16 protein-coding genes are annotated in these 25,088 nt (G+C 72.4%); 11 read left to right on the top strand and 5 right to left on the bottom strand.

Features of this window, described 5'->3' with window-relative positions; all coding sequences use genetic code 11:
- Positions 1-137 precede the first annotated feature (137 nt).
- Positions 138-1,790, top strand: a complete 1,653-nt coding sequence (locus ACP7TJ_RS23105) for a M4 family metallopeptidase (RefSeq protein WP_380795469.1) — start codon at positions 138-140, stop codon at positions 1,788-1,790.
- A 124-nt stretch (positions 1,791-1,914) separates the two neighbouring features.
- Positions 1,915-2,436, top strand: a complete 522-nt coding sequence (locus ACP7TJ_RS23100) for a DUF1990 domain-containing protein (RefSeq protein WP_093768115.1) — start codon at positions 1,915-1,917, stop codon at positions 2,434-2,436.
- A 357-nt stretch (positions 2,437-2,793) separates the two neighbouring features.
- Here ACP7TJ_RS23100 and glgP read toward each other — a convergent pair whose 3' ends face one another.
- Entirely contained in the window at positions 2,794-5,412 is a 2,619-nt protein-coding gene (gene glgP / locus ACP7TJ_RS23095; RefSeq protein ID WP_427765048.1) for an alpha-glucan family phosphorylase, read from the bottom strand.
- Positions 5,413-6,184: 772 nt separating this feature from the next.
- Between glgP and ACP7TJ_RS23090 the strand changes: the two genes are divergently transcribed.
- The 4 genes from ACP7TJ_RS23090 to glgB all read left to right on the top strand — a co-directional run bounded on the left by ACP7TJ_RS23090 (position 6,185) and on the right by glgB (position 14,204).
- Entirely contained in the window at positions 6,185-8,359 is a 2,175-nt protein-coding gene (locus tag ACP7TJ_RS23090) for an alpha-1,4-glucan--maltose-1-phosphate maltosyltransferase (RefSeq protein ID WP_427765045.1), read from the top strand.
- Positions 8,356-10,056, top strand: coding sequence for a maltose alpha-D-glucosyltransferase (gene treS, locus ACP7TJ_RS23085; RefSeq protein WP_266400855.1), 1,701 nt, complete (start codon positions 8,356-8,358; stop codon positions 10,054-10,056). Before ACP7TJ_RS23090 ends, treS begins: the two co-directional genes overlap by 4 nt.
- A gap of 111 nt (positions 10,057-10,167) precedes the next feature.
- Entirely contained in the window at positions 10,168-11,586 is a 1,419-nt protein-coding gene (locus ACP7TJ_RS23080; protein ID WP_093768196.1) for a maltokinase N-terminal cap-like domain-containing protein, read from the top strand.
- Positions 11,587-11,618: 32 nt separating this feature from the next.
- Positions 11,619-14,204, top strand: a complete 2,586-nt coding sequence (glgB, locus tag ACP7TJ_RS23075) for a 1,4-alpha-glucan branching enzyme (protein ID WP_427765040.1) — start codon at positions 11,619-11,621, stop codon at positions 14,202-14,204.
- Between the two features lie 12 nt (positions 14,205-14,216).
- Here glgB and ACP7TJ_RS23070 read toward each other — a convergent pair whose 3' ends face one another.
- From ACP7TJ_RS23070 to ACP7TJ_RS23055, 4 genes are all read right to left on the bottom strand, one after another.
- Complete coding sequence (locus ACP7TJ_RS23070; RefSeq protein ID WP_189911726.1) at positions 14,217-16,448, bottom strand: HelD family protein; 2,232 nt, start codon at positions 16,446-16,448, stop codon at positions 14,217-14,219.
- Between the two features lie 168 nt (positions 16,449-16,616).
- Positions 16,617-16,940 (bottom strand): thioredoxin family protein, encoded by a 324-nt coding sequence (locus tag ACP7TJ_RS23065; protein ID WP_167744692.1) that lies wholly within the window; start codon positions 16,938-16,940, stop codon positions 16,617-16,619.
- Complete coding sequence (locus ACP7TJ_RS23060; protein WP_093768193.1) at positions 16,937-17,365, bottom strand: MerR family transcriptional regulator; 429 nt, start codon at positions 17,363-17,365, stop codon at positions 16,937-16,939. Before ACP7TJ_RS23060 ends, ACP7TJ_RS23065 begins: the two co-directional genes overlap by 4 nt.
- Positions 17,366-17,592: 227 nt before the next feature.
- Positions 17,593-18,987 (bottom strand): cation:dicarboxylate symporter family transporter, encoded by a 1,395-nt coding sequence (locus tag ACP7TJ_RS23055; protein ID WP_167744691.1) that lies wholly within the window; start codon positions 18,985-18,987, stop codon positions 17,593-17,595.
- Positions 18,988-19,142: 155 nt separating this feature from the next.
- Between ACP7TJ_RS23055 and ACP7TJ_RS23050 the strand changes: the two genes are divergently transcribed.
- From ACP7TJ_RS23050 to ACP7TJ_RS23030, 5 genes are all read left to right on the top strand, one after another.
- Positions 19,143-20,786, top strand: a complete 1,644-nt coding sequence (locus ACP7TJ_RS23050) for a sensor histidine kinase (RefSeq protein ID WP_427765033.1) — start codon at positions 19,143-19,145, stop codon at positions 20,784-20,786.
- Positions 20,783-21,466 (top strand): response regulator, encoded by a 684-nt coding sequence (locus ACP7TJ_RS23045; RefSeq protein WP_093768190.1) that lies wholly within the window; start codon positions 20,783-20,785, stop codon positions 21,464-21,466. The genes ACP7TJ_RS23050 and ACP7TJ_RS23045 overlap by 4 nt, the downstream gene beginning before the upstream one ends.
- A gap of 172 nt (positions 21,467-21,638) precedes the next feature.
- Entirely contained in the window at positions 21,639-23,030 is a 1,392-nt protein-coding gene (locus ACP7TJ_RS23040) for an extracellular solute-binding protein (RefSeq protein WP_367534880.1), read from the top strand.
- Between the two features lie 19 nt (positions 23,031-23,049).
- Entirely contained in the window at positions 23,050-23,997 is a 948-nt protein-coding gene (locus tag ACP7TJ_RS23035; protein ID WP_427765029.1) for a carbohydrate ABC transporter permease, read from the top strand.
- A 5-nt stretch (positions 23,998-24,002) separates the two neighbouring features.
- A complete protein-coding gene (locus ACP7TJ_RS23030; protein ID WP_266400841.1) occupies positions 24,003-24,836 on the top strand; it encodes a carbohydrate ABC transporter permease in 834 nt (277 codons plus the stop codon).
- The last annotated feature ends 252 nt before the right edge of the window (positions 24,837-25,088 follow it).

Below are 25,088 nucleotides of genomic sequence, written 5' to 3'. Positions count from 1 at the left end.
GACGTCAACTTTCGGCCAACATCATCCCACCCTCATGACATGTACGCGACGTAGATGTCACTCTTCCCTCGCTCGGTGCACCACCCGGACGGCCCCCCACCGTCCGGCACCCCCACTCACCCCCCGAGGAGCTTCGAGTGACTCCCCTCTACGCGCGTCGCCGGCGTACCGTCCTGGCCGCCGCCACCGCCGTCGCGGCCGGCGCCCTGCTCACCACCGGCCTGGCCACCGGTACCGCGACCGCCGACTCCGCCCCGGCCGGCAAGCCGGTCCTGGGCGGCGCCCCCGTGCTGCTGTCCGCCGCCGCCCGCACCTCCCTCATCCAGGAGCAGCAGGCCACGGCAGCCGAGACCGCCGATGCGATAGGCCTCGGCGCCAAGGAGAAGCTGATCGTCAAGGACGTCGTGCGGGACGTCGACGGCACGGTCCACACCCGCTACGAGCGCACCTACGACGGACTGCCCGTGCTCGGCGGCGACCTGGTCGTGCACGAGCCGGCGGGCGGCGCCAGAACCGTCACCAAGGCAGTGAAGACGGCGGTCGGGGTCGCCTCCGTGACACCGAAGGTCACCGCGGGCAAGGCCGAGGCGCAGGCGCTCGCCGCCGCCGAGAAGGCCGGCGCGGAGCGCACCGGGGCCGAATCCGCGCCCCGCACGGTGATCTGGGCCGCCGAGGGCACGCCCGTCCTCGCCTACGAGACCGTCGTCGGCGGCCTCCAGGAGGACGGCACCCCGAACGAGCTGCACGTGATCACCGACGCCACCACCGGCGAGAAGCTGTACGAGTGGCAGGCCGTGCACACCGGCAGCGGCAGGAGCCTCTACTCCGGCACCGTCACCCTCGGCACCTACAAGTCCGGCTCGACGTACCAGCTGTACGACACCTCCCGCGGCGGTCACAAGACCTACAACCTGGCGCGCGGCACCTCCGGCACCGGCACCCTGTTCACCGACGCGGACGACACCTGGGGCACCGGAACCGCCTCCAGCTCCTCCAGCGACCAGACCGCGGCCGTGGACGCGGCCTACGGCGCCCAGGTCACCTGGGACTTCTACAAGAACACCTTCGGGCGCAACGGCATCAAGAACGACGGCAAGGCCGCCTACTCCCGCGTCCACTACGGCAGCAACTACGTCAACGCCTTCTGGCAGGACAGCTGCTTCTGCATGACCTACGGCGACGGCTCGGGCAACACCCACCCGCTGACCTCGCTGGACGTCGCCGGCCACGAGATGAGCCACGGCGTCACCTCCAACACCGCGGGCCTGCGCTACAGCGGCGAGTCCGGCGGCCTCAACGAGGCGACCAGCGACATCTTCGGCGCCGGCGCGGAGTTCTACGCGGCCAACTCCTCCGACGCCGGCGACTACCTCATCGGCGAGAAGATCGACATCAACGGCGACGGGACCCCGCTGCGGTACATGGACAAGCCGAGCAAGGACGGCGCGTCCAAGGACTACTGGTCCTCCAGCCTCGGCTCGGTCGACGTGCACTACTCCTCGGGCCCGGCGAACCACTTCTTCTACCTGCTCGCCGAGGGCAGCGGCTCCAAGACCGTCAACGGCGTGGCCTACAACTCGCCGACGTACGACGGCTCGACGGTCACCGGCATCGGCCGCGCCAAGGCGCTGCAGATCTGGTACAAGGCGCTGACCACGTACTTCACCTCGACGACCACCTACAAGGCGGCCCGCACGGGCACCCTGAACGCGGCGTCCGCGCTGTACGGCGCGAGCAGCACGGAGTACAAGGCGGTCGACGCCGCCTGGAAGGCGGTCAACGTCAGCTGAGGCCGGCCCCGTCCCGTACCGCGCGGCACCCGGAGCGAAACGCTCCGGGTACCGCGCGGCACCCGGAGCGAAACGCTCCGGGTGCCGCCGGTGCGTGCGGGGCCACCGCCTAGGCTTGTGTCCCATGTCTTCGGCGGACTTCACCTACGACCACGTCGGCGCGAGCCGGGATCCCGACTACTGCCCTCCGGGGTTTCACCATCTGAGGGAGCGCACCCGGCTCGGCGAGGGGGAGAAGGTGTTCCGGCAGGCCGCCGACGCGCTGTTCACCTGGGAGATGCACCGGGAGATGGGCGTCGGCATCGACGCCTCGGCGGACCGGGCGGCGCCCGGCGTCGACGTCACCGTCACCCTGGCCGGAGTGGTGAAGGCGCCCTGCCGGGTGGTGTGGACGGCGGACGAGTACCGGAGGGCCGGCTGGGCGTACGGCACGCTGGCGGGGCATCCGGAGACCGGGGAGGAGGCGTTCGTCGTGCACCGGACGGGGGACGGGACGGTGTGGCTGACGGTCTCGGCCTTCAGCAGGCCGGCCCGCTGGTACGCCCGAGCGGGCGGCCCGGCCACCCGGTCCCTCCAGCACGCCTACGCCCGCCGCTGCGGCAAGATCCTTCGCCGCCTGGCCACACGGGGCGTGCGGGACGCCTGAGGCACGCCGAGCCTGCGGGCATTCGTGCCGCCTGGGGCGGCACGGGTGGGCGCAGGCGGCACCTCGCAGCGCCGAGCCGCGCGACACCCCCCACGGCCACCGAGGTGCCGGGAACTGCTGACCGCCGGGTGCGGGCCGCCGAGGGCCGGTCGCGCAGTTCCCCGCGCCCCTGTGGGGCACTGCCCCCAGCCTGCGGGCATTCGTGCCGCCTGGGGCGGCACGGGTGGGCGCAGGCGGCACCTCGCAGCGCCGAGCCGCGCGACACCCCCCACGGCCACCGAGGTGCCGGGAACTGCTGACCGCCGGGTGCGGGCCGCCGAGGGCCGGTCGCGCAGTTCCCCGCGCCCCTGCGGGGTGCTACCGCATCAATAAGCCCGCCGCCTCGGCGACGTCCTCCGGTGGCACCGCCACCAGCCCCAGTTCCGCCCCGGACGCCAACAGCCGGTGGCTGGGAAGCACCCGCACCGTGTAGCCGAACGGCCCCGTCCGGTCCAGGGACAGCGGGCCTTCGTACACCCACTCGCCCGCCGCCCCAGGCGCCCCCACCGGCTTCAGCGGCACAGCGGCCGCCTCCGTGATGCGGTCCTCCTCGTCCACCCGGCCCGCGACGGCCTGCACTTCCACGTCCTCAGGACGCAGACGCCCCAGCCCCACCCGCACCCGGAGGGCCAGCGTGCTGCCCAGCTCCGCGGTGGCCGAGGCCACGGACGTCTCGACGTGGTCGACGGTCACCCCGTGCCACGCGCCCCGCACCGCCGCCTTCCACTCCGCGAGCTCCCGCGCGGCGTCCGCGGTCATCGCCCGGTGCGCGTGCGCGGCCGGCGTGTACAGCCGGTCCACGTATTCCCGCACCATGCGCCCGGCCAGCACCTTCGGCCCGAGCAGGCTCAGCGTCCGCCGGACCATCTCGATCCACCGGTCCGGCAGCCCGCTGCGCCCGCGCTCGTAGAAGGTGCGGGTGACGCGCTGCTCGAGCAGGTCGTACAGCGCAGCGGCCTCTATGTCGTCGCGCCGGTCCGGATCGGTCCCCGCGCCGTCCGCCGTGGGGATCGCCCAGCCGAAGTCGGGCTGGAACCACTCGTCCCACCAGCCGTCGAGCACGGACAGGTTGAGCCCGCCGTTGAGCGCGGCCTTCATCCCGCTGGTGCCGCACGCCTCCAGCGGCCGCAGCGGGTTGTTCAGCCAGATGTCGCAGCCGGGGTACAGCTTCTGCGCCATCGCCATGCCGTAGTCGGGCAGGAACACGATCCGGTGCCGCACCCGCGGGTCGTCGGCGAAGCGGACCAGCTCCTGGATGAGCCGCTTGCCGCCGTCGTCCGCCGGGTGCGCCTTGCCGGCGACCACGATCTGCACCGGCCGGTCGGGGTGCAGCAGCAGGTCCATCAGCCGGTCCCGGTCGCGCAGCATCAGCGTCAGCCGTTTGTACGACGGGACGCGCCGGGCGAAGCCGATGGTGAGCACGTCCGGGTCGAGGACGCCGTCGATCCAGCCCAGTTCGGCGGTCCCGGCGCCGCGCTGCCGCCAGGAGGCGCGCAGCCGTTCCCGCACCTCCAGCACCAGCAGTTCGCGCAGCGACCGGCGCAGGTCCCAGATGTCCTGGTCGGGGATGTCGGCGACGGAGTCCCAGCGGTCGGAGTCGCCGATGCTGAGCGCCTCCTCCGCGCGCTGGGTGCCGATCTGCCGGGCGCCGAGCCGGTACACCTCGGGGGCGACCCAGGTGGGCGCGTGCACCCCGTTGGTCACGGAGGTGATGGGCACCTCCTCGGGGTCGAACCCCGGCCACAGTCCGGCGAACATCTCCCGGCTGACCTGCCCGTGCAGCAGGGAGACGCCGTTGGCCCGCTGGGCGAGGCGCAGGCCCATCACGGCCATGTTGAACAGGTTGGGCTCGCCGCCGGGGTAGGTCTCCATGCCGAGCCGCAGGATGCGGTCGACCTCCAGGTCCGGCAGCTCCGCGTGCGGGCCGAAGTGCCGGGCGACCAGTTCGCGGTCGAAGCGGTCGATGCCGGCCGGCACGGGTGTGTGCGTGGTGAACACGGTCCCGGCGCGGACCGCCTCCAGCGCCGCGTCGAAGTCGAGCCCCTCGGCGCGCAGCTCCGCCATCCGCTCCAGGCCGAGGAACCCGGCGTGCCCCTCGTTGGTGTGGAACACCTCGGGCGCCGCGTGCCCGGTGAGCCTGCAGTACGCGCGGACGGCGCGGACACCTCCTATGCCGAGGAGCATCTCCTGGAGCAGCCGGTGCTCGCTGCCGCCGCCGTAGAGCCGGTCGGTCACCCCGCGCTCGATGAGGTCGTTCTCCTCGATGTCGGAGTCGAGCAGGAGCAGCGGGATCCTGCCCACCTGGGCGACCCAGACGCGGGCGCGCAGGGAGCGGTCGCCGGGCAGGACGAGGGTGATCTGGGCGGGGGCGCCGTCGGCCTCCTTGAGCTGGTCCAGGGGCAGCTCGTGCGGGTCGAGGACGGGGTAGTGCTCCTGCTGCCAGCCGTCCCGGGACAGGGACTGGCGGAAGTATCCGTGCCGGTAGAGCAGGCCGACGCCGATCAGCGGGGCGCCGAGGTCGCTGGCGGCCTTGAGGTGGTCGCCGGCCAGGATGCCGAGCCCGCCGGAGTACTGCGGCAGGGCGGCGGTGATGCCGAACTCGGGGGAGAAGTAGGCGACGGCGGCGGGCAGCCGGCCGCTCTGCCGCTGGTACCAGCGCTCGCCGGTCATGTAGGCGTCCAGGTCGTCCGCGACCGCGGCGAGACGGTCGAGGAAGTCGCGGTCGCCGGCCAGTTCGGTGAGCCGCTCGGTCGGCACGCTGCCCAGCAGGCGCATGGGGTCGCCGCCGGCCGCGGCCCAGCGTCCGGGGTCGACGGAGCGGAACAGGTCACGGGTTCCGGCGTGCCAGGACCAGCGCAGATTGCGGGCCAGATCGCTCAGCGGCCGGAGGGGTTCGGGGAGCACGGGTCGGACGGTGAATCGACGGATAGCCTTCACAAGCCACCTCGGCGCGTTCGTGAGAGACGCGGTGTGCGTCCGGGCATCGCAGCCGACAGTACCGGCGCGGACACCGTCCGCGGGGGAAGCCGGGAGACACGGGTACCTCGTCTGGGCTGTCCAAACGATTCACCGCACGGCGGACATGGCCGATTCCGCCCCCATGTACGGTCTTGTCGTACTTCACCCCGCGCATCGCGCCGCTGCTCGGCGATCCCTGTCGCACCGCGCGCCCCGGGCCGGTCGCCGGGCAGGGCAAGAAACCGGCCGTTTCCGCGCCCCTCCCGGCACGCACCCACGTCACCGTCGGTGTTCGGCCCCCGCGCGCCCCTCCCGTCCCGCCTGTCCCACCCGGTCAGGCACCGCCGTCCGCGCAGGGCGTGGGCGGGTCGCCGCGCCCCGGACGGACGGCGGCGGGAGCGGCCGGAGAAGCCGCTGGTCACCGGGTGGGGCGGGCGGCGTGTGCACGGCGCGTAACTCCGCCCGCCGCGGTGCCCGCGTGCGCCGGTGCGCCGTACGCGCTCCAAGGCGCCCGCGCCCCCCGGCGGCCGGTGGGAACGAGCCCAGCGGGGGTGTTCCCGGGTCCCGCCGGACGCCGAGGGGGCGCGGCCGGTCTTGAGTGTCGACATACGCGTGAGTAGTTAACAAAGGGCCGGATTGCCCACCCGAACGGTGTGGGAAGGCTCCTGCGGGTACACCCCACTTCAGACCCCGCAGGACCCACCTCCCCACAGTCATCAGCCCACCCACGTTGACGCGGACAGGAGCGGTCATGCCCGCCAAGCACCACTCGTCATCCCCCTCGCCGTCCGGCGCCAAGGCGTCCTCCCGCCCCGATACCGCGCCCCCGCGCGGCCGTCCCTCCCGTACCGAGCCCGCCGCCCCGTCCGTCCCGGGCACGCCCGCCTCACCGGCGCCCCCCGAGACGTCCGTGGGACGCATCCCCGTGCTGGACGTCCGGCCGCTGGTGCGGCAGGGGCGCCGCCCCGCGAAGGCGGTGGTGGGCGAGGCGTTCGAGGTGACGGCGACCGTGTTCCGTGAGGGGCACGACGCGGTGGCGGCCAACGTGGTGCTGCGGGACCCGGAGGGGCGCCCGGGTCCGTTCACGCCGATGCGGGAGCTGGCCCCCGGCACGGACCGCTGGGGGGCGACCGTCACCCCGGCGGGCACGGGCCTGTGGACGTACGCGGTGGAGGCGTGGGGCGACCCGGTCACCACCTGGCGGCACCACGCGCGGATCAAGGTCCCGGCGGGCATCGACACCGAGGTGATGCTGGAGGAGGGGGCCCGGCTGTTCGAGCGGGCGGCGGAGCAGGTGCCCGGGGACGACGACCGGGAGGTGCTGCGCGCGGCCGTGGACGCCCTGCGCGACACGGAGCGCCCGGCGGCGGCCCGGCTGGCGGCGGCGCTGACGCCGGAGGTGGACGCGGTGCTGGCCCGCCATCCGCTGCGGGAGCTGGTCACCAGCAGCGAGCCGCTCCCCCTGCTGGTCGAGCGGGAGCGGGCCCTGTTCGGCTCGTGGTACGAGTTCTTCCCGCGCTCGGAGGGCACGCCCGAGCAGCCGCACGGCACCTTCGACACCGCCGCGCGACGGCTGCCCGCGATCGCCGCGATGGGCTTCGACGTCGTCTACCTGCCCCCGATCCACCCCATCGGCACCACGTTCCGCAAGGGCCCGAACAACACCCTCGACGCCGGCCCCGACGACGTCGGCGTGCCGTGGGCGATCGGCTCCCCCGAGGGCGGCCACGACGCCGTGCACCCGCGACTGGGCACGCTGGAGGACTTCACCCGCTTCGTCGCCCGCGCCCGCGACCTGGGCATGGAGGTCGCCCTCGACTTCGCCCTGCAGTGCTCCCCGGACCACCCCTGGGTGCACAAGCACCCCGAGTGGTTCCACCACCGCCCCGACGGCTCCATCGCCTACGCGGAGAACCCGCCGAAGAAGTACCAGGACATCTACCCCGTCGCCTTCGACGCCGACATGGACGGGCTGGTCGCGGAGACCTGCCGGATCCTGCGGCACTGGATGGACGCCGGAGTGCGGATCTTCCGCGTGGACAACCCGCACACCAAGCCGGTCGTCTTCTGGGAACGGGTCATCGGGGAGATCAACCGCACCGACCCCGACGTCATCTTCCTGGCGGAGGCCTTCACCCGCCCGGCGATGATGCACACCCTCGCCCAGATCGGCTTCCAGCAGTCCTACACGTACTTCACCTGGCGCACCACCAAGCAGGAACTGACGGAGTACCTCACCGAACTGTCGGGGGAGGCCGCCTCCTACATGCGGCCCAACTTCTTCGCCAACACCCCCGACATCCTGCCCGCCTACCTCCAGCACGGCGGCCGGCCCGCCTTCGAGGTCCGCGCCGTCCTCGCCGCCACCCTCTCCCCCTCCTGGGGCATCTACAGCGGCTACGAACTGTGCGAGAACACCCCGCTGCGCGAGGGCGGCGAGGAGTACCTCGACAGCGAGAAGTACCAGCTCAAACCCCGCGACTGGGAAGCCGCCGAGCGGGAGGGCCGCACCATCGCCCCGCTCCTCACCCGCCTCAACACCGTCCGGCGGGAGAACCCGGCCCTGCGGCAGCTGCGTGACCTCCACTTCCACCAGGCGGACAAGGAGGAGGTCATCGCCTACTCGAAGCGGCGGGACGGCAACACGGTGCTCGTGGTCGCCAATCTCGACACCCGGCACACCCAGGAGGCGACGGTCTCGTTGGACATGCCGCAACTCGGCCTGGACTGGCACGAGTCGGTGCCGGTGCGCGACGAGCTCACCGGCGAGACCTATCAATGGGGCAGCGCCAACTATGTGCGTCTCGGTCCGGGCGGGGCACATGTACTCGTCGTCGGAGGGAGGTCCGGGGACGGGCCTTCCGGGACGCACAGCACGGTTCTGCGACCGTCCACCCCGCAGATCGGAGGGTCATCCGCCACATGAGCGTCAACGAACCCGTCCCGGACACCTTCGAGGACACCCCCGCCCAGGACCGGGACCCCGACTGGTTCAAACGCGCCGTCTTCTACGAGGTCCTCGTCCGCTCCTTCCAGGACAGCAACGGGGACGGCATCGGCGACCTGAAGGGCCTGACCGCCAAGCTGGACTATCTGCAGTGGCTGGGCGTCGACTGCCTGTGGCTGCCGCCGTTCTTCAAGTCGCCCCTGCGCGACGGCGGTTACGACGTCGCCGACTACACCGCCGTGCTGCCCGAGTTCGGCGACCTCGCCGACTTCGTGGAGTTCGTCGACTCCGCCCACCAGCGCGGCATGCGCGTGATCATCGACTTCGTCATGAACCACACCAGCGACCAGCACCCGTGGTTCCAGGAGTCCAGGCGCGACCCCGACGGGCCGTACGGCGACTACTACGTGTGGGCCGACGACGACAAGCAGTTCCAGGACGCCCGGATCATCTTCGTCGACACCGAGGCGTCGAACTGGACGTACGACCCGGTACGCAAGCAGTACTACTGGCACCGCTTCTTCTCGCACCAGCCGGATCTGAACTACGAGAACCCGGCCGTGCAGGAGGAGATGATCTCCGCGCTGAAGTTCTGGCTGGACCTCGGGATCGACGGCTTCCGGCTGGACGCGGTGCCGTACCTGTACCAGCAGGAAGGCACGAACTGCGAGAACCTGCCGGCGACGCACGCGTTCCTGAAGCGGGTCCGCAAGGAGATCGACACCCAGTACCCCGACACCGTGCTCCTCGCCGAGGCCAACCAGTGGCCCGAGGACGTCGTCGACTACTTCGGCGACTACGCCGCCGGCGGCGACGAATGCCACATGGCCTTCCACTTCCCGGTCATGCCCCGCATCTTCATGGCCGTCCGCCGCGAATCCCGCTACCCCGTCTCCGAGATCCTCGCCAAGACCCCCGCCATCCCCTCCGGCTGCCAGTGGGGCATCTTCCTGCGCAACCACGACGAGCTGACCCTGGAAATGGTCACCGACGAGGAACGCGACTACATGTGGGCCGAATACGCCAAAGACCCCCGCATGCGCGCCAACATCGGCATCCGCCGCCGCCTCGCCCCCCTCCTCGACAACGACCGCAACCAGATCGAACTCTTCACCGCCCTCCTGCTCTCCCTGCCCGGGTCCCCGATCATCTACTACGGCGACGAGATCGGCATGGGCGACAACATCTGGCTCGGCGACCGCGACGCCGTCCGCACCCCCATGCAATGGACCCCCGACCGCAACGCCGGCTTCTCCTCCTCCGACCCCGGCCGCCTCTACCTCCCCACGATCATGGACCCGGTCTACGGCTACCAGGTCACCAACGTCGAAGCCTCCATGGCCTCGCCCTCGTCCCTGCTCCACTGGACCCGGCGCATGATCGAGATCCGCAAGCAGAACCCGGCGTTCGGCCTCGGCTCCTACACCGAACTGCCCTCCTCCAACCCCGCCGTCCTCGCCTTCCTCCGCGAATACGAGGACGACCTCGTCCTCTGCGTCAACAACTTCTCCCGCTTCGCGCAGCCCACCGAGCTGGATCTCAGCGCCTTCGAGGGGCGGCACCCTGTGGAGCTGTTCGGCGGGGTGCGGTTCCCGGCCGTCGGCGAACTGCCGTACCTGATGACCCTCGGGGGGCACGGCTTCTACTGGTTCCGGCTCCGGAAGGACACCGCCTAGAACCTCGGGCGGGGCGGTTTCTCCCGCTCCGCCCGGGGCACGCATGAGTAACACCCCGCCCACCGGCGGCGCCCCAGTGGCGCGCCGACAGAGGGGAAAGGACGCGACGCCATGTCGGAAGCCGTCACACGCACCGTCACGACCCCGCCAGGCCTCCTTGCGTCACTGGATCCACTGTTGCGGGAATGGCTGCCGAGACAGCGCTGGTTCGCCGGGAAGGGCCGCCCGGTCACCGGGTTCGACCTGGTGGCGGCCACCGAGCTGCTGCCGGCCGGCGCCAAGCTCGGCCTCTACCACCTCCTGGTACGCGCCCACCAGCCGCTCCAGCCCGGCCACGCCGGGCACGACCAGCCGGGGGACTGCTACCAGCTGTTCATAGGCGTGCGCGAGGCGCTGCCGCCCCGGCTGGCGCCCGCGCTGATCGGTCATGTGTCGCAGGGCCCCCTCGCCGGCCGGACGGTCTACGAGGCCCTGCACGACACCCGGCCCGCCGACCTGCTCCTGGAGGCCCTGCGCACCCAGGCCCGGATCGGCGGGCTTCGTTTCGAGCGCGACCCGCGCCAGGAGATACGGGCCGGGCTGGTGCCGCGCCTGATGACCGCCGAGCAGTCGAACTCGTCGGTCGTCTACGGCGACACCTTCATCCTGAAACTGATGCGCCGGGTGGTGCCCGGCATCAACCCCGACCTGGAGCTGCCGCTGGCGCTGGCCCGCGAGGGCTGCCCCCGGGTGCCCCCGCCGACGGCGTGGCTGGTCGCCGACGCCGAGGACACGGCCGGACCGTCGCACACGGCCGAGCCGTACGTCCTGGGGGTGCTCCAGCCGTTCGTGCAGGGCGCCACCGACGGCTGGGAGCTGGCGCTGCGGGAGCTGGCCAAGGGGGAGGACTTCGTCGCCGAGTCCCGGGCCATCGGGCGGGCCACCGCCGAGGTGCACACCGCGCTGGCGCGTGCGCTGCCCACGGTCACCCTGGGTCATGCGCAGATGCGCGCCCTGGTCGACGGCATGACCGAGCGGCTGGACGCGGCCGTGCACGCGGTGCCCGCGCTGCGGCCGTACGCGGAGGATCTGCGCTCGGCGTACACCGCGCTGGACGACCTCGCGGCCGAGGGCCGCACCTGGACCGCCCAGCGGGTCCACGGCGATCTGCACCTCGGGCAGTGCCTGCGCTCCCCGGCCGGCGCCTGGTCGGTGATCGACTTCGAGGGGGAGCCGGCCCGGCCGCTGGCCGAGCGCCGGATGCCGCAGCCGGCCGTACGGGACGTGGCGGGCATGCTGCGCTCCTTCGACTACGCGGCGCGCACGGCGGACCCGCCCCAGCCGGACTGGGCCGCCCACTGCCGGGCCGCGTACTGCGCCGGGTACGCGGAGGCCGCGGGCCGTGACCCGCGCACCGAGCCGGTGCTGCTGCGCGCGTACGAGACCGACAAGGCGGTCTACGAAGCGGTCTACGAGGCCCGGCACCGCCCCGACTGGCTGCCCGTGCCGCTGGCGGCCCTGCGCCGGCTCGCCTCGTCCGACCCGACCTGATCCACCCGACCCGTGTCCAGGAGGCTTCGCCCGTGACCCCCCGCCCCGAGTCCAGCGGTCCGTCCCCGGAGCAGCCGGCCGACCGGCGGCACACCGAGCCACCGGCGCCCGAGCGGAAGAAACCGGCCGCCGCGGCCAAGAAGTCCGCCGCGCGGAAGACTCCCGCGAAGAAGACGGCCGCCGCGGCGAAGACCGCCGCGACCGCCAAGGCCACGGTCCAGAAGGCGGCCGCGAAGAAGACGGCGGTGACGAAGGCGGCCGGAAAGAGCCCGGCCGCGAAGGACACGGCCGGCAAGACGCCGGCCACGGACAAGAAGGCGGGCAGGACACCGGCCGCGCGGCGGACTCCGGGCGACACGACGACGCCTGCGGGGTCGGCACCGGTGCCGGAAGAGGCCGTGCCGCCCGCCCCGCCGGAGGCGGAGATCGCCGTCTCCCCCGCCGTGGACGCCGGCGACCGGGAGCGGCTGCTGCACGGGACGCATCACGCGCCGCACTCCGTGCTGGGCGCGCACCCCGTGCCCGGCGGGGTCGCCTTCCGGGCGTTCCGGCCGTACGCGCGGGCGGTGACCGTGGAGTCCGGAGGCGTGACCGTCGCCCTGCACGACGACGGCGACGGCTTCTTCTCCGGGCTGCTGCCGCTGCGGGAGGTCCCGGCGTACCGGCTGCGCGTCGCGTACGAGGGGACCGAGCTGGAGACGGAGGACGCCTACCGCTTCCTGCCCACGCTGGGCGAGCTGGACCTGCACCTTCTCGGCGAGGGCCGGCACGAGCAGCTGTGGACGGTGCTGGGCGCGCACCCGATGACCCACCAGGGGGTGAGCGGCACCCGCTTCTCGGTGTGGGCGCCGAACGCGCTGGGGGTGCGGGTCGCGGGCTCGTTCAACTTCTGGGACGGCACCGGCTTCCCGATGCGCTCACTGGGTTCGTCCGGGGTGTGGGAGCTGTTCGTGCCGGGGATCGGCGAGGGCGAGCTGTACAAGTTCGAGATCACCCGCCCCGACGGCTCGAAGACCCTGCGCGCCGACCCGATGGCCCGCCGCACCGAGGTGCCCCCGGCCACCTCGTCGATCGTCACGTCGTCGCGGTACGAGTGGGGCGACGCGGAGTGGCTGGAGCGGCGGGCGGAGGTCCCCGCGCACCGGGCGCCGTTCTCGGTGTACGAGGTGCATCTGCCGTCGTGGCGGCCGGGGCTCACCTACCGGCAGCTCGCCGAGCAGCTGCCCGCGTACGTGAAGGACCTGGGCTTCACGCACGTGGAGCTGATGCCGGTCGCCGAGCACCCCTTCGGCGGCTCCTGGGGCTACCAGGTCACCGGCTTCTACGCGCCGACCGCCCGCCTGGGCGCCCCGGACGACTTCAAGCACCTGGTCGACGCCCTGCACCGGGCCGGGATCGGCGTGATCATGGACTGGGTGCCCGCGCACTTCCCGCGCGACGAGTGGGCGCTGGCCGAGTTCGACGGCCGCCCGCTGTACGAGCACGCGGATCCGCTGCGCGCCGCGCACCCCGACTGGGGCACCCTGGAGTTCGACTTCGGGCGCCGCGAGGTGCGCAACTTCCTGGTGGCCAACGCCCTGTACTGGTGCGAGGAGTTCCACATCGACGGGCTGCGGGTGGACGCCGTCGCCTCCATGCTCTACCTGGACTACTCGCGCGAGCCGGGCCAGTGGACGCCGAACGAGCACGGCGGCCGGGAGAACCTGGACGCGGTGGCGTTCCTCCAGGAGATGAACGCGACCGTGTACCGCAGGGTGCCGGGGGTCGTGACGATCGCCGAGGAGTCCACCGCCTGGGACGGCGTCACCCGCGCCACCCACCACCGCGGCCCGAGCGGCTTCGGCGGGCTGGGCTTCGGGCTGAAGTGGAACATGGGCTGGATGCACGACTCGCTGGAGTACATGAGCCGCGAGCCGGTGCACCGCGCGTACCACCACGGCGAGATGACCTTCTCGATGGTGTACGCGTACAGCGAGAACTACGTGCTGCCGATCTCCCACGACGAGGTGGTGCACGGCAAGCGGTCCCTGGTGTCGAAGATGCCCGGCGACTGGTGGCGGCAGCGCGCCGACCTGCGCGCCTACCTGGGCTTCATGTGGGCCCACCCCGGCAAGCAGCTCCTGTTCATGGGGCAGGAGTTCGCGCAGGGCGCGGAGTGGTCGGAGGCGCACGGCCCGGACTGGTGGCTGCTCGACCCGCACTACGGGGCGGAGGCCGACCACCGGGGCGTGCGGGACCTGGTGCGCGACCTCAACACCGTGTACCGCGCCACCCCGGCGCTGTGGCAGTACGACACCGAGCCGGCCGGCTTCCGCTGGGTGACCGGGGACGCCGCCGACGACAACGTGCTGGCCTTCCTGCGGTACGACGCCGACGGTTCGCCGCTGCTCGCGGTGTCCCACTTCGCGCCGGTGGTCCGGCACGACTACCGCATCGGCGTCCCGGACGACGTGCCCGCCTGGCACGAGGCGCTGAACACCGACGCGGCCCGCTACGGCGGCGGCGACGTCACCCACCCCGATCCGGTGAAGCCGGAGCCGCAGGGGTGGCACGGCCTGCCGGCGAGCGTCCGGCTGACCCTGCCGCCCCTGTCGACGGTGTGGCTGCGCCCGGCCTGACCCGGGCGGGACCTACGCGAGAGCCTCGGCCAGCGGCTCCGGGAGCGGCTCGGTGTGCAGCACGCCGAGCCGCTGGGTGGCCCGGGTGAGCGCCACGTACAGGTCGCTGGTGCCGTAGCGGCCCGGCTCGACCACCAGGACCGAGTCGAACTCGAGCCCCTTGGCCTGACGCGGGTCGAGGAGCACCACCTGGCGGGTGAGGTCCGGCTCGGCGCCGGCCGTCACCCCGTCCAGGCGGGCAGCCAGGGCGCGGTGCAGCTCGCGCGGGGCGATGACCGCGAGACGGCCCTCCTCGGGGGTGAGCTCCCTGACCGCCTCGGCGGTGGCGGCGGGCAGGTCCGCGGTGGCGCGGGCCCACGGCCTCACCCCGGTGGCGCGCACCGAGCTGGGCGGCTCGAAGCCCGGGTGCGCGGCGCGCACCACCTCGGCGGCGACCTCCATGATCTCCGCCGGGGTGCGGTAGTTGACGCCGAGGCGGTGGTGCTCCCAGCGGTCCTCGACGTAGGGGGCGAGGATGCCCTCCCAGGAGCCGACGCCGCCCGCCTCCGAGGTCTGCGCCGGGTCGCCGACCAGCGTCATCGACCGGGTGGGACTGCGCCGCATCAGCAGCCGCCACGCCATCGGGGACAGCTCCTGCGCCTCGTCCACGATGATGTGTCCGAACGCCCAGGTGCGGTCGGCGGCGGCGCGTTCGGCGGCGCTGCGGTGGTCGTCCTCCTCGTGCCGCTCGGCGAACCGCTCGGCGTCGATGATGTCGTGCGCCGAGAGCACCTCGGAGGACTCCGGGTCGTCCTCCTCCTTGTCCTCGAACTCGAAGGTGCGGGAGGCGTAGGAGACGTCCAGCACGCCCTGCGCGTAGGCGATCTGCCGCTGCCGCTCGCGTTCGGCGCGCTCGCGGGCGAGCCGGTCGTCCTCGCCGAGCAGTTCGGCGGCCTCGTCCAGCAGCGGCACGTCGGAGACGGTCCAGTGCCGGGTGACCGGGCGGCGGACCGCGGCGGCGTCCTCGTCGGAGAGGTAGCCCTCCGGGGCGGCGAGGAAGTCCGCGACCAGCCGCTGCGGGGTGATCCGCGGCCAGAGCCGGTCGATCGCGGACCACACCTCGGGGTTCTCGGCGAGCTCGTCGCGGATCTGGGTGATGTCGCTCGGGTCGAGCAGGCTGGACCCGTCGTACGGGTCGGTGCCGATGCGCTCGGCGAGCATGTCGGTGAGCGTGTTGAGGATGTGCCCCTCGAAGTGCTCGCGGGCCACGTTGTGCGGCAGCTTCGTGGCGCGGGTGCGCTCCCGGGCGACGTTCACCAGGCCGTCGTCGAGCATCAGGATCTCGCGGTCGTGCTCGATCGCGATGACCGGGTCGGGCAGCGCCTGCCGGTCGCGGACGTACTCCGCGAGCACGTCGGCCATCTCCGCCCGTCCCTTGACGGCCGCGGCCTCCGGGGTGTCCGTGCGGGTCGTCCGCACCCCCGGGAACAGTTCGCCGACGGTCGCGAGGAGCACGCCGGTCTCGCCGAGGCTGGGCAGCACCTCGCCGATGTAGCCGAGGAACGCCGGGTTGGGTCCGACGATCAGGACGGCGCGGCGGGCCAGCAGCTCACGGTGCTCGTAGAGCAGGAACGCGGCCCGGTGCAGGGCGACGGCGGTCTTGCCGGTGCCGGGGCCGCCCTCGACCACCATGACGCCCCGGTGCGGGGCGCGGATGACGCGGTCCTGGTCGGCCTGGATGGTGCGCACGATGTCGCCCATGCGGCCGGTGCGGGCGGAGTTGAGGGCGGCGAGCAGCACGGCGTCGCCGGTGGGGTCCTCGTGGCCGGTGCGGGTCTCGTCGCCGAGGTCGAGGATCTCGTCGTGCAGACCGGTGACCCGGCGGCCCTCGGTGGCGATGTGCCGGCGGCGGCGCAGTCCCATCGGGGTGTGGCCGGTGGCCAGGTAGAACGGGCGGGCGACACCGGCCCGCCAGTCGATGAGGACCGGGGTGCGCTCGTCGTCGTCGGCGCGCAGGCCGATGCGTCCGATGTGGTGGGTCTGCCCGGAGGCGAGGTCGATCCGGCCGAAGCAGAGGGAGCCGTCCACCGCGTTCAGCGCGGCGAGCAGCCCGGAGCGCTCGGCGACCAGGATGTCCCGCTCCAGCCGGGCCTGCCGGGGGGTGTGGCCCTGGGCGAGGGCGTCCGCCACACCTGCCTCGGCGTCGCCCCGCAGGACGTCCACCCGTGCGTACAGGCCGTCGATGAATTCCTGTTCGTGCCGCAATTCATCGTCCGGAAATTCGGTGTTTGACAATTCCACTCCCGCCCGGATATACTGTGCTCACTGAACTTCTTCGCGACTTCTCATAACGAAGGCGTGAATGAACGAATATACGCAAGGAAAACCCCCGGGCGCAATTGCCCGGGGGTTTTTCATGTCTGGGGCGGCGGGTCAGAGCACGTCCCGCAGTTCCTCCCTCAGCCGCCGCCCCGGCCGCGCGCCGACCATCGACCGCAAGGGCTCCCCGTCGCGGAAGACGACGAAGGTCGGCATCGACAGCACCTTGTAGGCGTTGGTCGTGGCGGGGTTGTGGTCGACGTTCAGCTGGACCACCTTCAGCCGGCCCTCCTCCGCCGCGGCCAGCTCCCGTAGCACCGGCGCCATCTGCCGGCACGGCGGGCACCAGTCGGCGGTGAACTCCACCAGCACCGGAAGCCCGGCGCCCAGCACCTCCTCCGCGAAATCCGCGTCGGTCACCTCGGGCACGCCGCTCATCGCGGTCCCCCTCCCAGTTCGCACTCCGGTTCCGGACCTCCCGGGACCGCCGCGTCGGCCGCCAGCGCCGCACGGGCCGCCTCCGCCCGCGCCAGCTGCCGCCCGACCTTCTCCCGCACCGCGCCCAGCTCGGCGATGAGCGTGTCGAGCTCGTCGAGCTTGCGCCGGTAGACCTGGAGCGAGGCCGGGCAGGAGTCGCCCTCGGGGTGCCCCGCCCGCAGGCACTCCACGAACGGCCGGGTCTCCTCAAGACCGAACCCGAAGTCCTGGAGCGTGCGGATCTGCCGCAGCAGCCTCAGGTCGGACTCGTCGTAGGTCCGGTAGCCGTTCCCGTCCCTGCGTGCGGGCAGCAGCCCGCGGGACTCGTAGTACCGCAGCGTCCGCGTCGTGGTCCCGGCGCGTGCGGCCAGCTCGCCGATTCGCATGCCGTCGAACGTAGAGCTTGACGAGGGCGTCAGGGCAAGGGCGGGTCGTTCCGGGCGGCTGCCGGGCGGCTGCCGGGCGTGGAAAAGCCGGGCGGCCGGACTCACGGGGGAGGAGTCCGGCCGCCCGGCGGGGAGGCCCTGTCAGGGGGGGGTGGGCCTCCGGTGACCGGCCGGCCGGGCCGACGGGGGTGCGGCCCGGCCGGCCGGGGTGCGGGGCGCCTGCCCGGTCAGGCCTTGGCGAGTTCCTTCTCGCCGCCCGGCTCGGACGCCTCGGCGTAGTCGTCCCGGCCGGCACCGTCGCCGTGGTCGTCCAGCAGCGTGCGCTCGTCGAACGGGGCGTGGCCCGCCAGGACCTCGGCGACCCGCTCCTTGTCGATCTCCTTGGTCCAGGTGCCGATCAGCACCGTGGCGACCGCGTTCCCGGCGAAGTTGGTCAGCGCGCGGGCCTCGCTCATGAAGCGGTCGATGCCGACGATGAGGCCGATGCCGTCCACCAGGGCGGGCTTGTGCGACTGGAGACCGCCGGCCAGGGTCGCGAGGCCGGCGCCGGTGACACCGGCGGCGCCCTTGGAGGCGACCAGCAGGAACAGCAGCAGCGGGATCTGCTCGCCGACCGACATCGGCGTGCCCATGGCGTCGGCGATGAACAGCGAGGCCATGGTCATGTAGATCATGGTGCCGTCGAGGTTGAAGGAGTAGCCGGTCGGGACGGTGATGCCGACCACCGGCTTGCTGACGCCCAGGTGCTCCATCTTCGCGATGAGCCGCGGCAGCGCGGACTCGGAGGAGGAGGTGGACAGGATCAGCAGGAACTCACGGCCCAGGTACTTGAACAGGGTCCACACGTTCAGGCCCGCGACGATCTTCAGCATCGCGCCGAGCACCACGAAGACGAACAGCACACAGGTGATGTAGAAGCCGAGCATGAGCACGGCGAGGCTCTTCAGCGCGTCCAGGCCGGCCGAGCCGGTGACCGCGGCCATCGCGCCGAACGCGCCGACCGGGGCCGCCCACATGATCATGGCGAGGACGCGGAAGACCAGCCGCTGGATGTGCTCGATACCGCGCAGGACCGGCTGCCCCGCGTTGCCCATGGCCTGCAGGGCGAAGCCGCTCAGCAGGGCGACCAGCAGGGTCTGCAGCACCTCGCCCTGGGTGAACGCGGACACGATGGTCGTCGGGATGATGCCGAGCAGGAACTCGGTGGTGTCCTTGGCCTCCGCGTCGACCTGCGCGTGGCCGGTCTCCTTGACCGCGTCGGTGATCGCGAGGCCGGTGCCCGGCTCCAGGATGTTGCCGACGACCAGGCCGATGGCGAGCGCCACCACCGACATGACCATGAAGTAGCCGAGGGCGATGCCGCCCACCGCGCCGACCTTGGCGGCCTTCCGTACGGACCCGATGCCCAGCACGATGGTGCAGAAGATGATCGGCGAGATCATCATCTTGATCAGGTTCACGAAGCCGGTGCCGATCGGCTTCAGCTCGACCGCGAAGTCCGGCGCGATCAGGCCGACGGCGATGCCGAGGGCGACCGCGATGATCACCGCGATGTAGAGATAGTGCGTGCGGTCCCGCTTGGCCTCGGGTGCGGCTGGTGCCGTATCGGCGGTGCTGGTCACGGCGGCCCTCCTTGACGTCGTCGTCGGCATCACCGGCGTGCGGCTCACGTCCGGGGGATGGTTCGGGGGAACGCGGTGACTATGTCGCGCCTTGTGAGCGTGGTCACCCTTCCGTTCATTTAGTTCACCGCGGACGCGCGAGGCAGACTGGCCGAATGCGTATCCCCCTCCCCCGGCCCCGCAGCCTCGCGGGACAGCTCTTCGCCATGCAGGCCGTGCTGCTCACGGTCGTCGTGGCGGGGTACGCGCTGGCCACCCATCTCAGCCACCGCAGCGAGGCCGAGGAGGCCGCGGGCCGGCAGGCCACCTCGGTGGCCCGCTCGGTCGCCGACTCACCGTCGGTGCGGGAGGCGATCCGCTCATCCGACCCCTCGGCGCGGCTCCAGCCGTACGCGGTGGCGGTGGTGCGCGACACCGACGTGGACTTCGTCACCATCATGGATCCGCGGGGCATCCGCTGGACCCACCCCGACCCGGCCCAGATCGGCCTGCCCTTCCGGGGGCACACCGGCCCGGCGCTGAAGGGGCGCACCTTCACCGAGACCTACACCGGCACGCTCGGCCCGTCCGTGCGCGCGGTGACCCCCGTGCGGGACGGCGACCGGATCGTCGGCCTGGTCAGCGCGGGCATACGGGTCGAGGAGATCGGCCGGCGAGTGCAGGAGCAGCTCGCCGCGCTGCTGGCGGTCGCGGCGGGCGCGCTCGGGCTCGGCGCGATCGGCACGTACGTGATCAACGCGCGGCTGCGCCGGCACACCCACGGGATGAACGCGACCGAGCTCAGCCACATGCACGACTACCATCAGGCCGCGCTGCACGCCGTGCGCGAGGGTCTGCTGATGCTGGACGGGCAGTACCGGGTGGCGCTGATCAACGACGGCGGCAGGGAGCTGCTCGGGGTGGACCAGGAGGAGGACGTGGTGGGCCGGTCGGTCACGGAGCTGGGTCTGCCCGCTCCCCTGACGGGCGCGCTGCTCGCCTCCGAGCCCCGGGTCGACGAGGTGCACCTGACGGCCGACCGGGTGCTCGTGGTGAACACCTCGCCGGTCACCGGCGGCCAGCGGCGCGGCTCGGTGGTGACGCTGCGGGACGTGACCGAGCTGCAGTCGCTGATGGGCGAGCTGGACTCGGAGCGGGGCTTCACCCAGGCGCTGCGGTCCCAGGCGCACGAGGCGGCCAACCGGCTGCACACCGTGGTGTCGCTGATCGAGCTGGGGCGCGCCGAGGAGGCCGTGGAGTTCGCCACCGCCGAGCTGGAGCTGGCGCAGGCGCTCACCGACCAGGTGGTGGCGGCGGTGAGCGAGCCGGTGCTGGCGGCGCTGCTGCTGGGCAAGACGGCGCAGGCCAACGAGCGGGGCGTGGAGCTCGTGGTGTCCCCGGACAGCCGCCTGGACGACGGCCTGCTGCCTCAGACGCTGCCCTCCCGTGACCTGGTGACCATCCTCGGCAATCTGATCGACAACGCGGTGGACGCGGCGCAGGGCGGGGTGCGTCCGCGGGTGACGGTGACGGCGCTGACCGAGGAGGACGGCTCGGAGCTGGTCCTGCGGGTCGGCGACACCGGGCCGGGCGTGCACCCGGACCGCGCCGAGGAGCTGTTCCGGCTCGGCTACACCACCAAGCCGTCCGGCCCCGGCGGCCGGGGCCTGGGCCTCGCCCTGGTCCGGCAGGCGGTGTCCCGGCACGGCGGCACCCTCGCGGTGACCTCGGGCGAGGACGGCGGCGCCGTGTTCGACGTGCGGATCCCGCTGCGGGAGACGGCCGGTGCGGTGGCGAACGGCGCGGGCGGTGCCCGGTGACCGGGCAGCCCATCAGAGTGCTGGTCGTCGAGGACGACCCGGTGGCCGCCGACGCGCATGTGATGTACGTCGGGCGGGTGCCCGGCTTCGTCGCCGTCGGCCAGGCGCGCACCGGGGCGGAGGCCCGCCGGGCGCTCGACCGCACCCCCGTCGACCTGCTGCTCCTCGACCTGCACCTGCCGGACGTGCACGGGCTGCAGCTGGCCCGCTCGCTGCGCGCGGCGGGCCACCACGCCGACGTGATCGCGGTGACCTCGGCGCGGGACCTCGCGGTGGTGCGCGAGGGGGTGTCGCTGGGCGTCGTGCAGTACGTGCTGAAGCCGTTCACCTTCGCGACGCTGCGGGACCGGCTGGTGCGGTACGCCGAGTTCCGCGCGGCGGCCGGCGAGGCGAGCGGCCAGGACGAGGTCGACCGCGCCCTGGCGACCCTGCGCGCCCCCGGCCCGGCCGCCCTCCCGAAGGGCCTCAGCGGCCCCACCCTGGAACGCGTCTCCACGGCCCTGCGCGACGCCCCCGACGGCCTCACCGCCGCGGGCGTCGCGGAGACGGTCGGCATCTCCCGCATCACGGCCCGCCGCTATCTGGAACACCTCGTCGACTCCGGCTGCGCGGCCCGCCGCCCCCAGTACGGCACGGTGGGCCGGCCGGAACTCCAGTACCGGTGGGTGCCGGGCCACTGACCCGGCCCGTCACACGGCCCGTGGGTGCGCGGGCCACCGAACCTCACGAAGCCTTCACCGGCCCCGGCGGTTCCCCCTGCGCACGCTCATTGACCGGACCAGACCGGTCAACTTACGTTCGCCAGGCAGCCGTCGAGGCCACAGTGTCGTGTGCCCGTAGGAGGTCGTGCCCGTGCGCCCCACCGCCGCTCGCCCCCGCACCACCGTCCGTCCGACCGCGTTCGTCGCCCTCTGCGCCGCCGCCCCGCTGCTGCTGACCGCCTGCGGCGGCGGGTCCGGCGGGGATCCGGACACGCTGAAGGTGTCCTTCAAGCAGTCCACGGACAACTCCGTGAAGGTGATGGACACCTATCTCGCGGACATCAAGAAGCAGTTCGAGAAGGCCAACCCCGGCAAGAAGGTGGAGCTCGTCCCCATCAAGGCGCCGGACGCCGAGTACTACACCAAGCTCCAGCAGATGCTCCGCTCCCCCAGGACCGCGCCGGACCTGGTGTACGAGGACACGTTCCTCATCAACTCCGACATCACCAGCGGGTACTTGAAGCCGCTGGACCCCTACCTCGCCGGGTGGAAGGACTGGGACCGGTTCATCGACACCGCCAAGGCCGCCGCGAAGGGCGAGGACGGGAAGACCTACGGCGTCCCGGACGGCACCGACACGCGCGGGCTGTGGTTCAGCAAGGACGTCTTCGCCAAGGCGGGGCTCCCCGCCGACTGGCAGCCGAGGACCTGGGAGGACGTGCTGGACGCCGCCCGCGCCATCAAGAAGGAGGTGCCCGGCGTCATCCCGCTGAACGTCTACACCGGCAAGCCGGTCGGCGAGGCGGCCACCATGCAGACCTTCGAGATGCTGCTGTACGGCACGAACGACGGCTCGTCGGACCCGCTGTACGACAAGGACAGCAAGAAGTGGATCACGGCGGGCAAGGGCTTCCGGGACGCCCTGACGTTCGTCGAGACCGTGTACAAGGAGAAGCTCGGGCCCGACGTCGCCGACGCGCTCGACCCCAACGTGGGCACCCGGGTGCGCGGTGAGTGGCTGCCGCAGGGCAAGCTCGGCATCGCGCTCGACGGTTCCTGGCTGCCGCAGGACTGGCTGGAGGGCAGCGGGCACGAGTGGCCTGAGTGGTCGAAGGAGCTGGGGCTCGCGGCGATGCCCACCCAGCACGGGCAGGCGCCCGGCAAGGTGAGCATGTCGGGCGGCTGGACCTGGGCGATCCCCGCCAAGGCGGCCAACCCCGACCTGGCCTTCGAGTTCGTGAAGACGATGCAGACCAAGGCCAACGCGCAGAAGTGGTACATCGCCAACTCCGGCATCGCCGTCCGCGAGGACGTCGCGGCGGACCCGGCGTACACGGCGGCCCAGCCCGGCATCCGGTTCTTCACCGACCTGGTGGAGCACACCCACTACCGGCCCGCGTACCCGGCGTACCCGAAGGTGTCGACCGCCGTCCAGGAGGCGATGGAGGCCGTGACCACGGGTGACGCGTCCGTGGAGGAGGCCGCGCGGGACTACGACGAGGCGCTGCGCGACGCCGCCGGCGGCCAGGTCACCTCGAAGTGAGCGGAGACGGGACGCGCCGATGACCGCCGCCGCACCGCACACGGGCCCGGACCTCGCGAAGACCCCGGGCCCGCCCGCCGTCTCCCCGCCCCCGGCGGGCCGGCGCACCCTGCGCCGGTTCCTCCCCCGCTTTCTGCCGCTCACCCCCGCGCTGGCCCTGCTGCTGGTGTTCCTGGCCGGGCCGATCGCGTACTGCGTCCTCATCGCCTTCACCGATCTGCAGCTGACGGGACAGGCGCGGGAGTCGTTCGTCGGTCTGGACAACTTCCGGCGGGCGTTCCGTGACGACGCGTTCCTCAACGCCGTATGGCTGACCCTGGTGTTCACCGTGGTGTCGGCGCTGGTCGGGCAGAACACCCTGGGCCTGGCGCTGGCCGCGCTGATGCAGCGGGCGTCGAAACCGGTGCGCACGCTCACCGGCGGGGTCGTCGTCACGGCGTGGGTGCTGCCGGAGGTGGTGGCGGGGTTCCTGCTGTACGCCTTCTTCCGCCGTGAGGGCACGCTGAACGCGGTGCTCGGCCTTCTCCATCTGCCGTCGCAGAACTGGCTGTTCACCCTGCCGATCCTGGCAGTGTCGTTCGCCAACGTGTGGCGCGGCACGGCGTTCTCGATGCTGGTGTACTCCGCCGCGCTCAACGAGATCCCGAAGGAGATCACCGAGGCCGCCGAGGTGGACGGGGCGAGCGGATGGCGCCGGATGTGGCACGTCACGCTGCCGATGATCCGCCGCTCCATCGGCACCACGCTGATGCTCAACACCCTCCAGACGCTGTCGGTGTTCGGGCTGATCTGGGTGATGACGCGGGGCGGCCCCGGCGGGAAGAGCCAGACGCTGCCGCTGTTCATGTACGAGCAGGCCTTCCAGAACAGCCTGATCGGCTACGGCACGGCGGTGGCGCTGCTGCTTCTGCTGGTCGGCTCGCTGTTCTCGCTGCTCTACCTGCGTCTGCTGCGGACGGAGGTCTGACCGCCATGTCCCTGTCCTCGCGCCGTACCGCCCGGCGGCTGGCCGCCGACGCCGGGCTGCTCGTCGTCGCCGTCGCGTTCCTGCTGCCGCTGGCGTGGGTGGTGCTCTCCGCGATCGACCCGCACGCCGGTCTGCGGGTGAAGGCCCCGGACGGGGTGACACTGGAGCACTTCGACGCGATCCTCACCGACGAGATCACCTTCACCCCGCTGCTCAACAGTCTGCTCCAGTGCGGGGGCGCGACCGCGCTGACCGTGGTGTGCGCGGCGCTCGCCGCGTATCCGCTGTCCCGCTACCGGTCGCGGCTCAACCGGCCGTTCCTGCTGACGATCCTCTTCGCGACCAGCCTGCCGATCACCGCGATCATGGTGCCGGTGTACGCGCTGTTCGTGCGGGTGAATCTGATCGACACCGTGCACGGCACGGTCTTCTTCTTCGCCGCGTCCCAACTCCCGTTCGCCATCTGGCTGATGAAGAACTTCATGGACGGCGTGCCGAAGGAGCTGGAGGAGGCGGCCTGGACCGACGGGGCGTCCCCGCTGCAGTCGCTCGCGCGGATCGTGCTGCCGCTGATGGGGCCGGGTGTGGCGGTGGTGACCGTCTTCTCGTTCGTGATGATGTGGGGGAACTTCTTCGTCCCCTTCATGCTGCTGCTCAGCCCGGACCTGATGCCGGCGTCCGTGAGCATCAACGACTTCTTCGGCAACCGCGGGATGGTGGCGTACGGCCAGCTCGCCGCGTTCTCCCTCGTCTACTCGACGCCGGTGATCCTGCTGTACGTGCTGGTCTCCCGGCGGCTGGGGGCGGGGTTCGCGCTGGGCGGGGCGGTGAAGGGGTGACCGGCGGATTCGCGCCGCGCGCGGGGGCGCGGGCGGAGGGGCGCACGGGGCGCGGGGCCCGTACGGAGGTGCGAGGGGCGGGCGTCCGTTCCCTCCGGCTCGCGCGCGGACCGGGGCCGCACGCGGTCGCATATGCCCACTGAGCTTGCCGTTCGCACCACGGAACGTATCTCTCCGCGGCCGGTCCCGCCGTTCCGCCGAAACACGACCAGCCGGTAGCCGTACCTTTCCACAAACAGTGAGCCTGGCCGA

It is taken from the genome of Streptomyces sp. DSM 41931 (assembly GCF_050271085.1).
Lineage (GTDB): Bacteria > Actinomycetota > Actinomycetes > Streptomycetales > Streptomycetaceae > Streptomyces > Streptomyces albogriseolus.
This window is presented reverse-complemented; position numbering and strand designations above follow the sequence as displayed.

What these genes read in the sequence shown, in the direction of transcription:
- ACP7TJ_RS23030 (WP_266400841.1), top strand. Translation starts at nt 24,003, where the DNA reads ATGTCCCTGTCCTCGCGCCGTACCGCCCGGCGGCTGGCCGCCGACGCC.
- ACP7TJ_RS23065 (WP_167744692.1), bottom strand. Translation starts at nt 16,940, where the DNA reads ATGAGCGGCGTGCCCGAGGTGACCGACGCGGATTTCGCGGAGGAGGTG.
- ACP7TJ_RS23080 (WP_093768196.1), top strand. Translation starts at nt 10,168, where the DNA reads ATGTCGGAAGCCGTCACACGCACCGTCACGACCCCGCCAGGCCTCCTT.
- ACP7TJ_RS23090 (WP_427765045.1), top strand. Translation starts at nt 6,185, where the DNA reads ATGCCCGCCAAGCACCACTCGTCATCCCCCTCGCCGTCCGGCGCCAAG.
- ACP7TJ_RS23060 (WP_093768193.1), bottom strand. Translation starts at nt 17,365, where the DNA reads ATGCGAATCGGCGAGCTGGCCGCACGCGCCGGGACCACGACGCGGACG.
- treS (WP_266400855.1), top strand. Translation starts at nt 8,356, where the DNA reads ATGAGCGTCAACGAACCCGTCCCGGACACCTTCGAGGACACCCCCGCC.
- ACP7TJ_RS23035 (WP_427765029.1), top strand. Translation starts at nt 23,050, where the DNA reads ATGACCGCCGCCGCACCGCACACGGGCCCGGACCTCGCGAAGACCCCG.
- ACP7TJ_RS23100 (WP_093768115.1), top strand. Translation starts at nt 1,915, where the DNA reads ATGTCTTCGGCGGACTTCACCTACGACCACGTCGGCGCGAGCCGGGAT.
- ACP7TJ_RS23050 (WP_427765033.1), top strand. Translation starts at nt 19,143, where the DNA reads ATGCGTATCCCCCTCCCCCGGCCCCGCAGCCTCGCGGGACAGCTCTTC.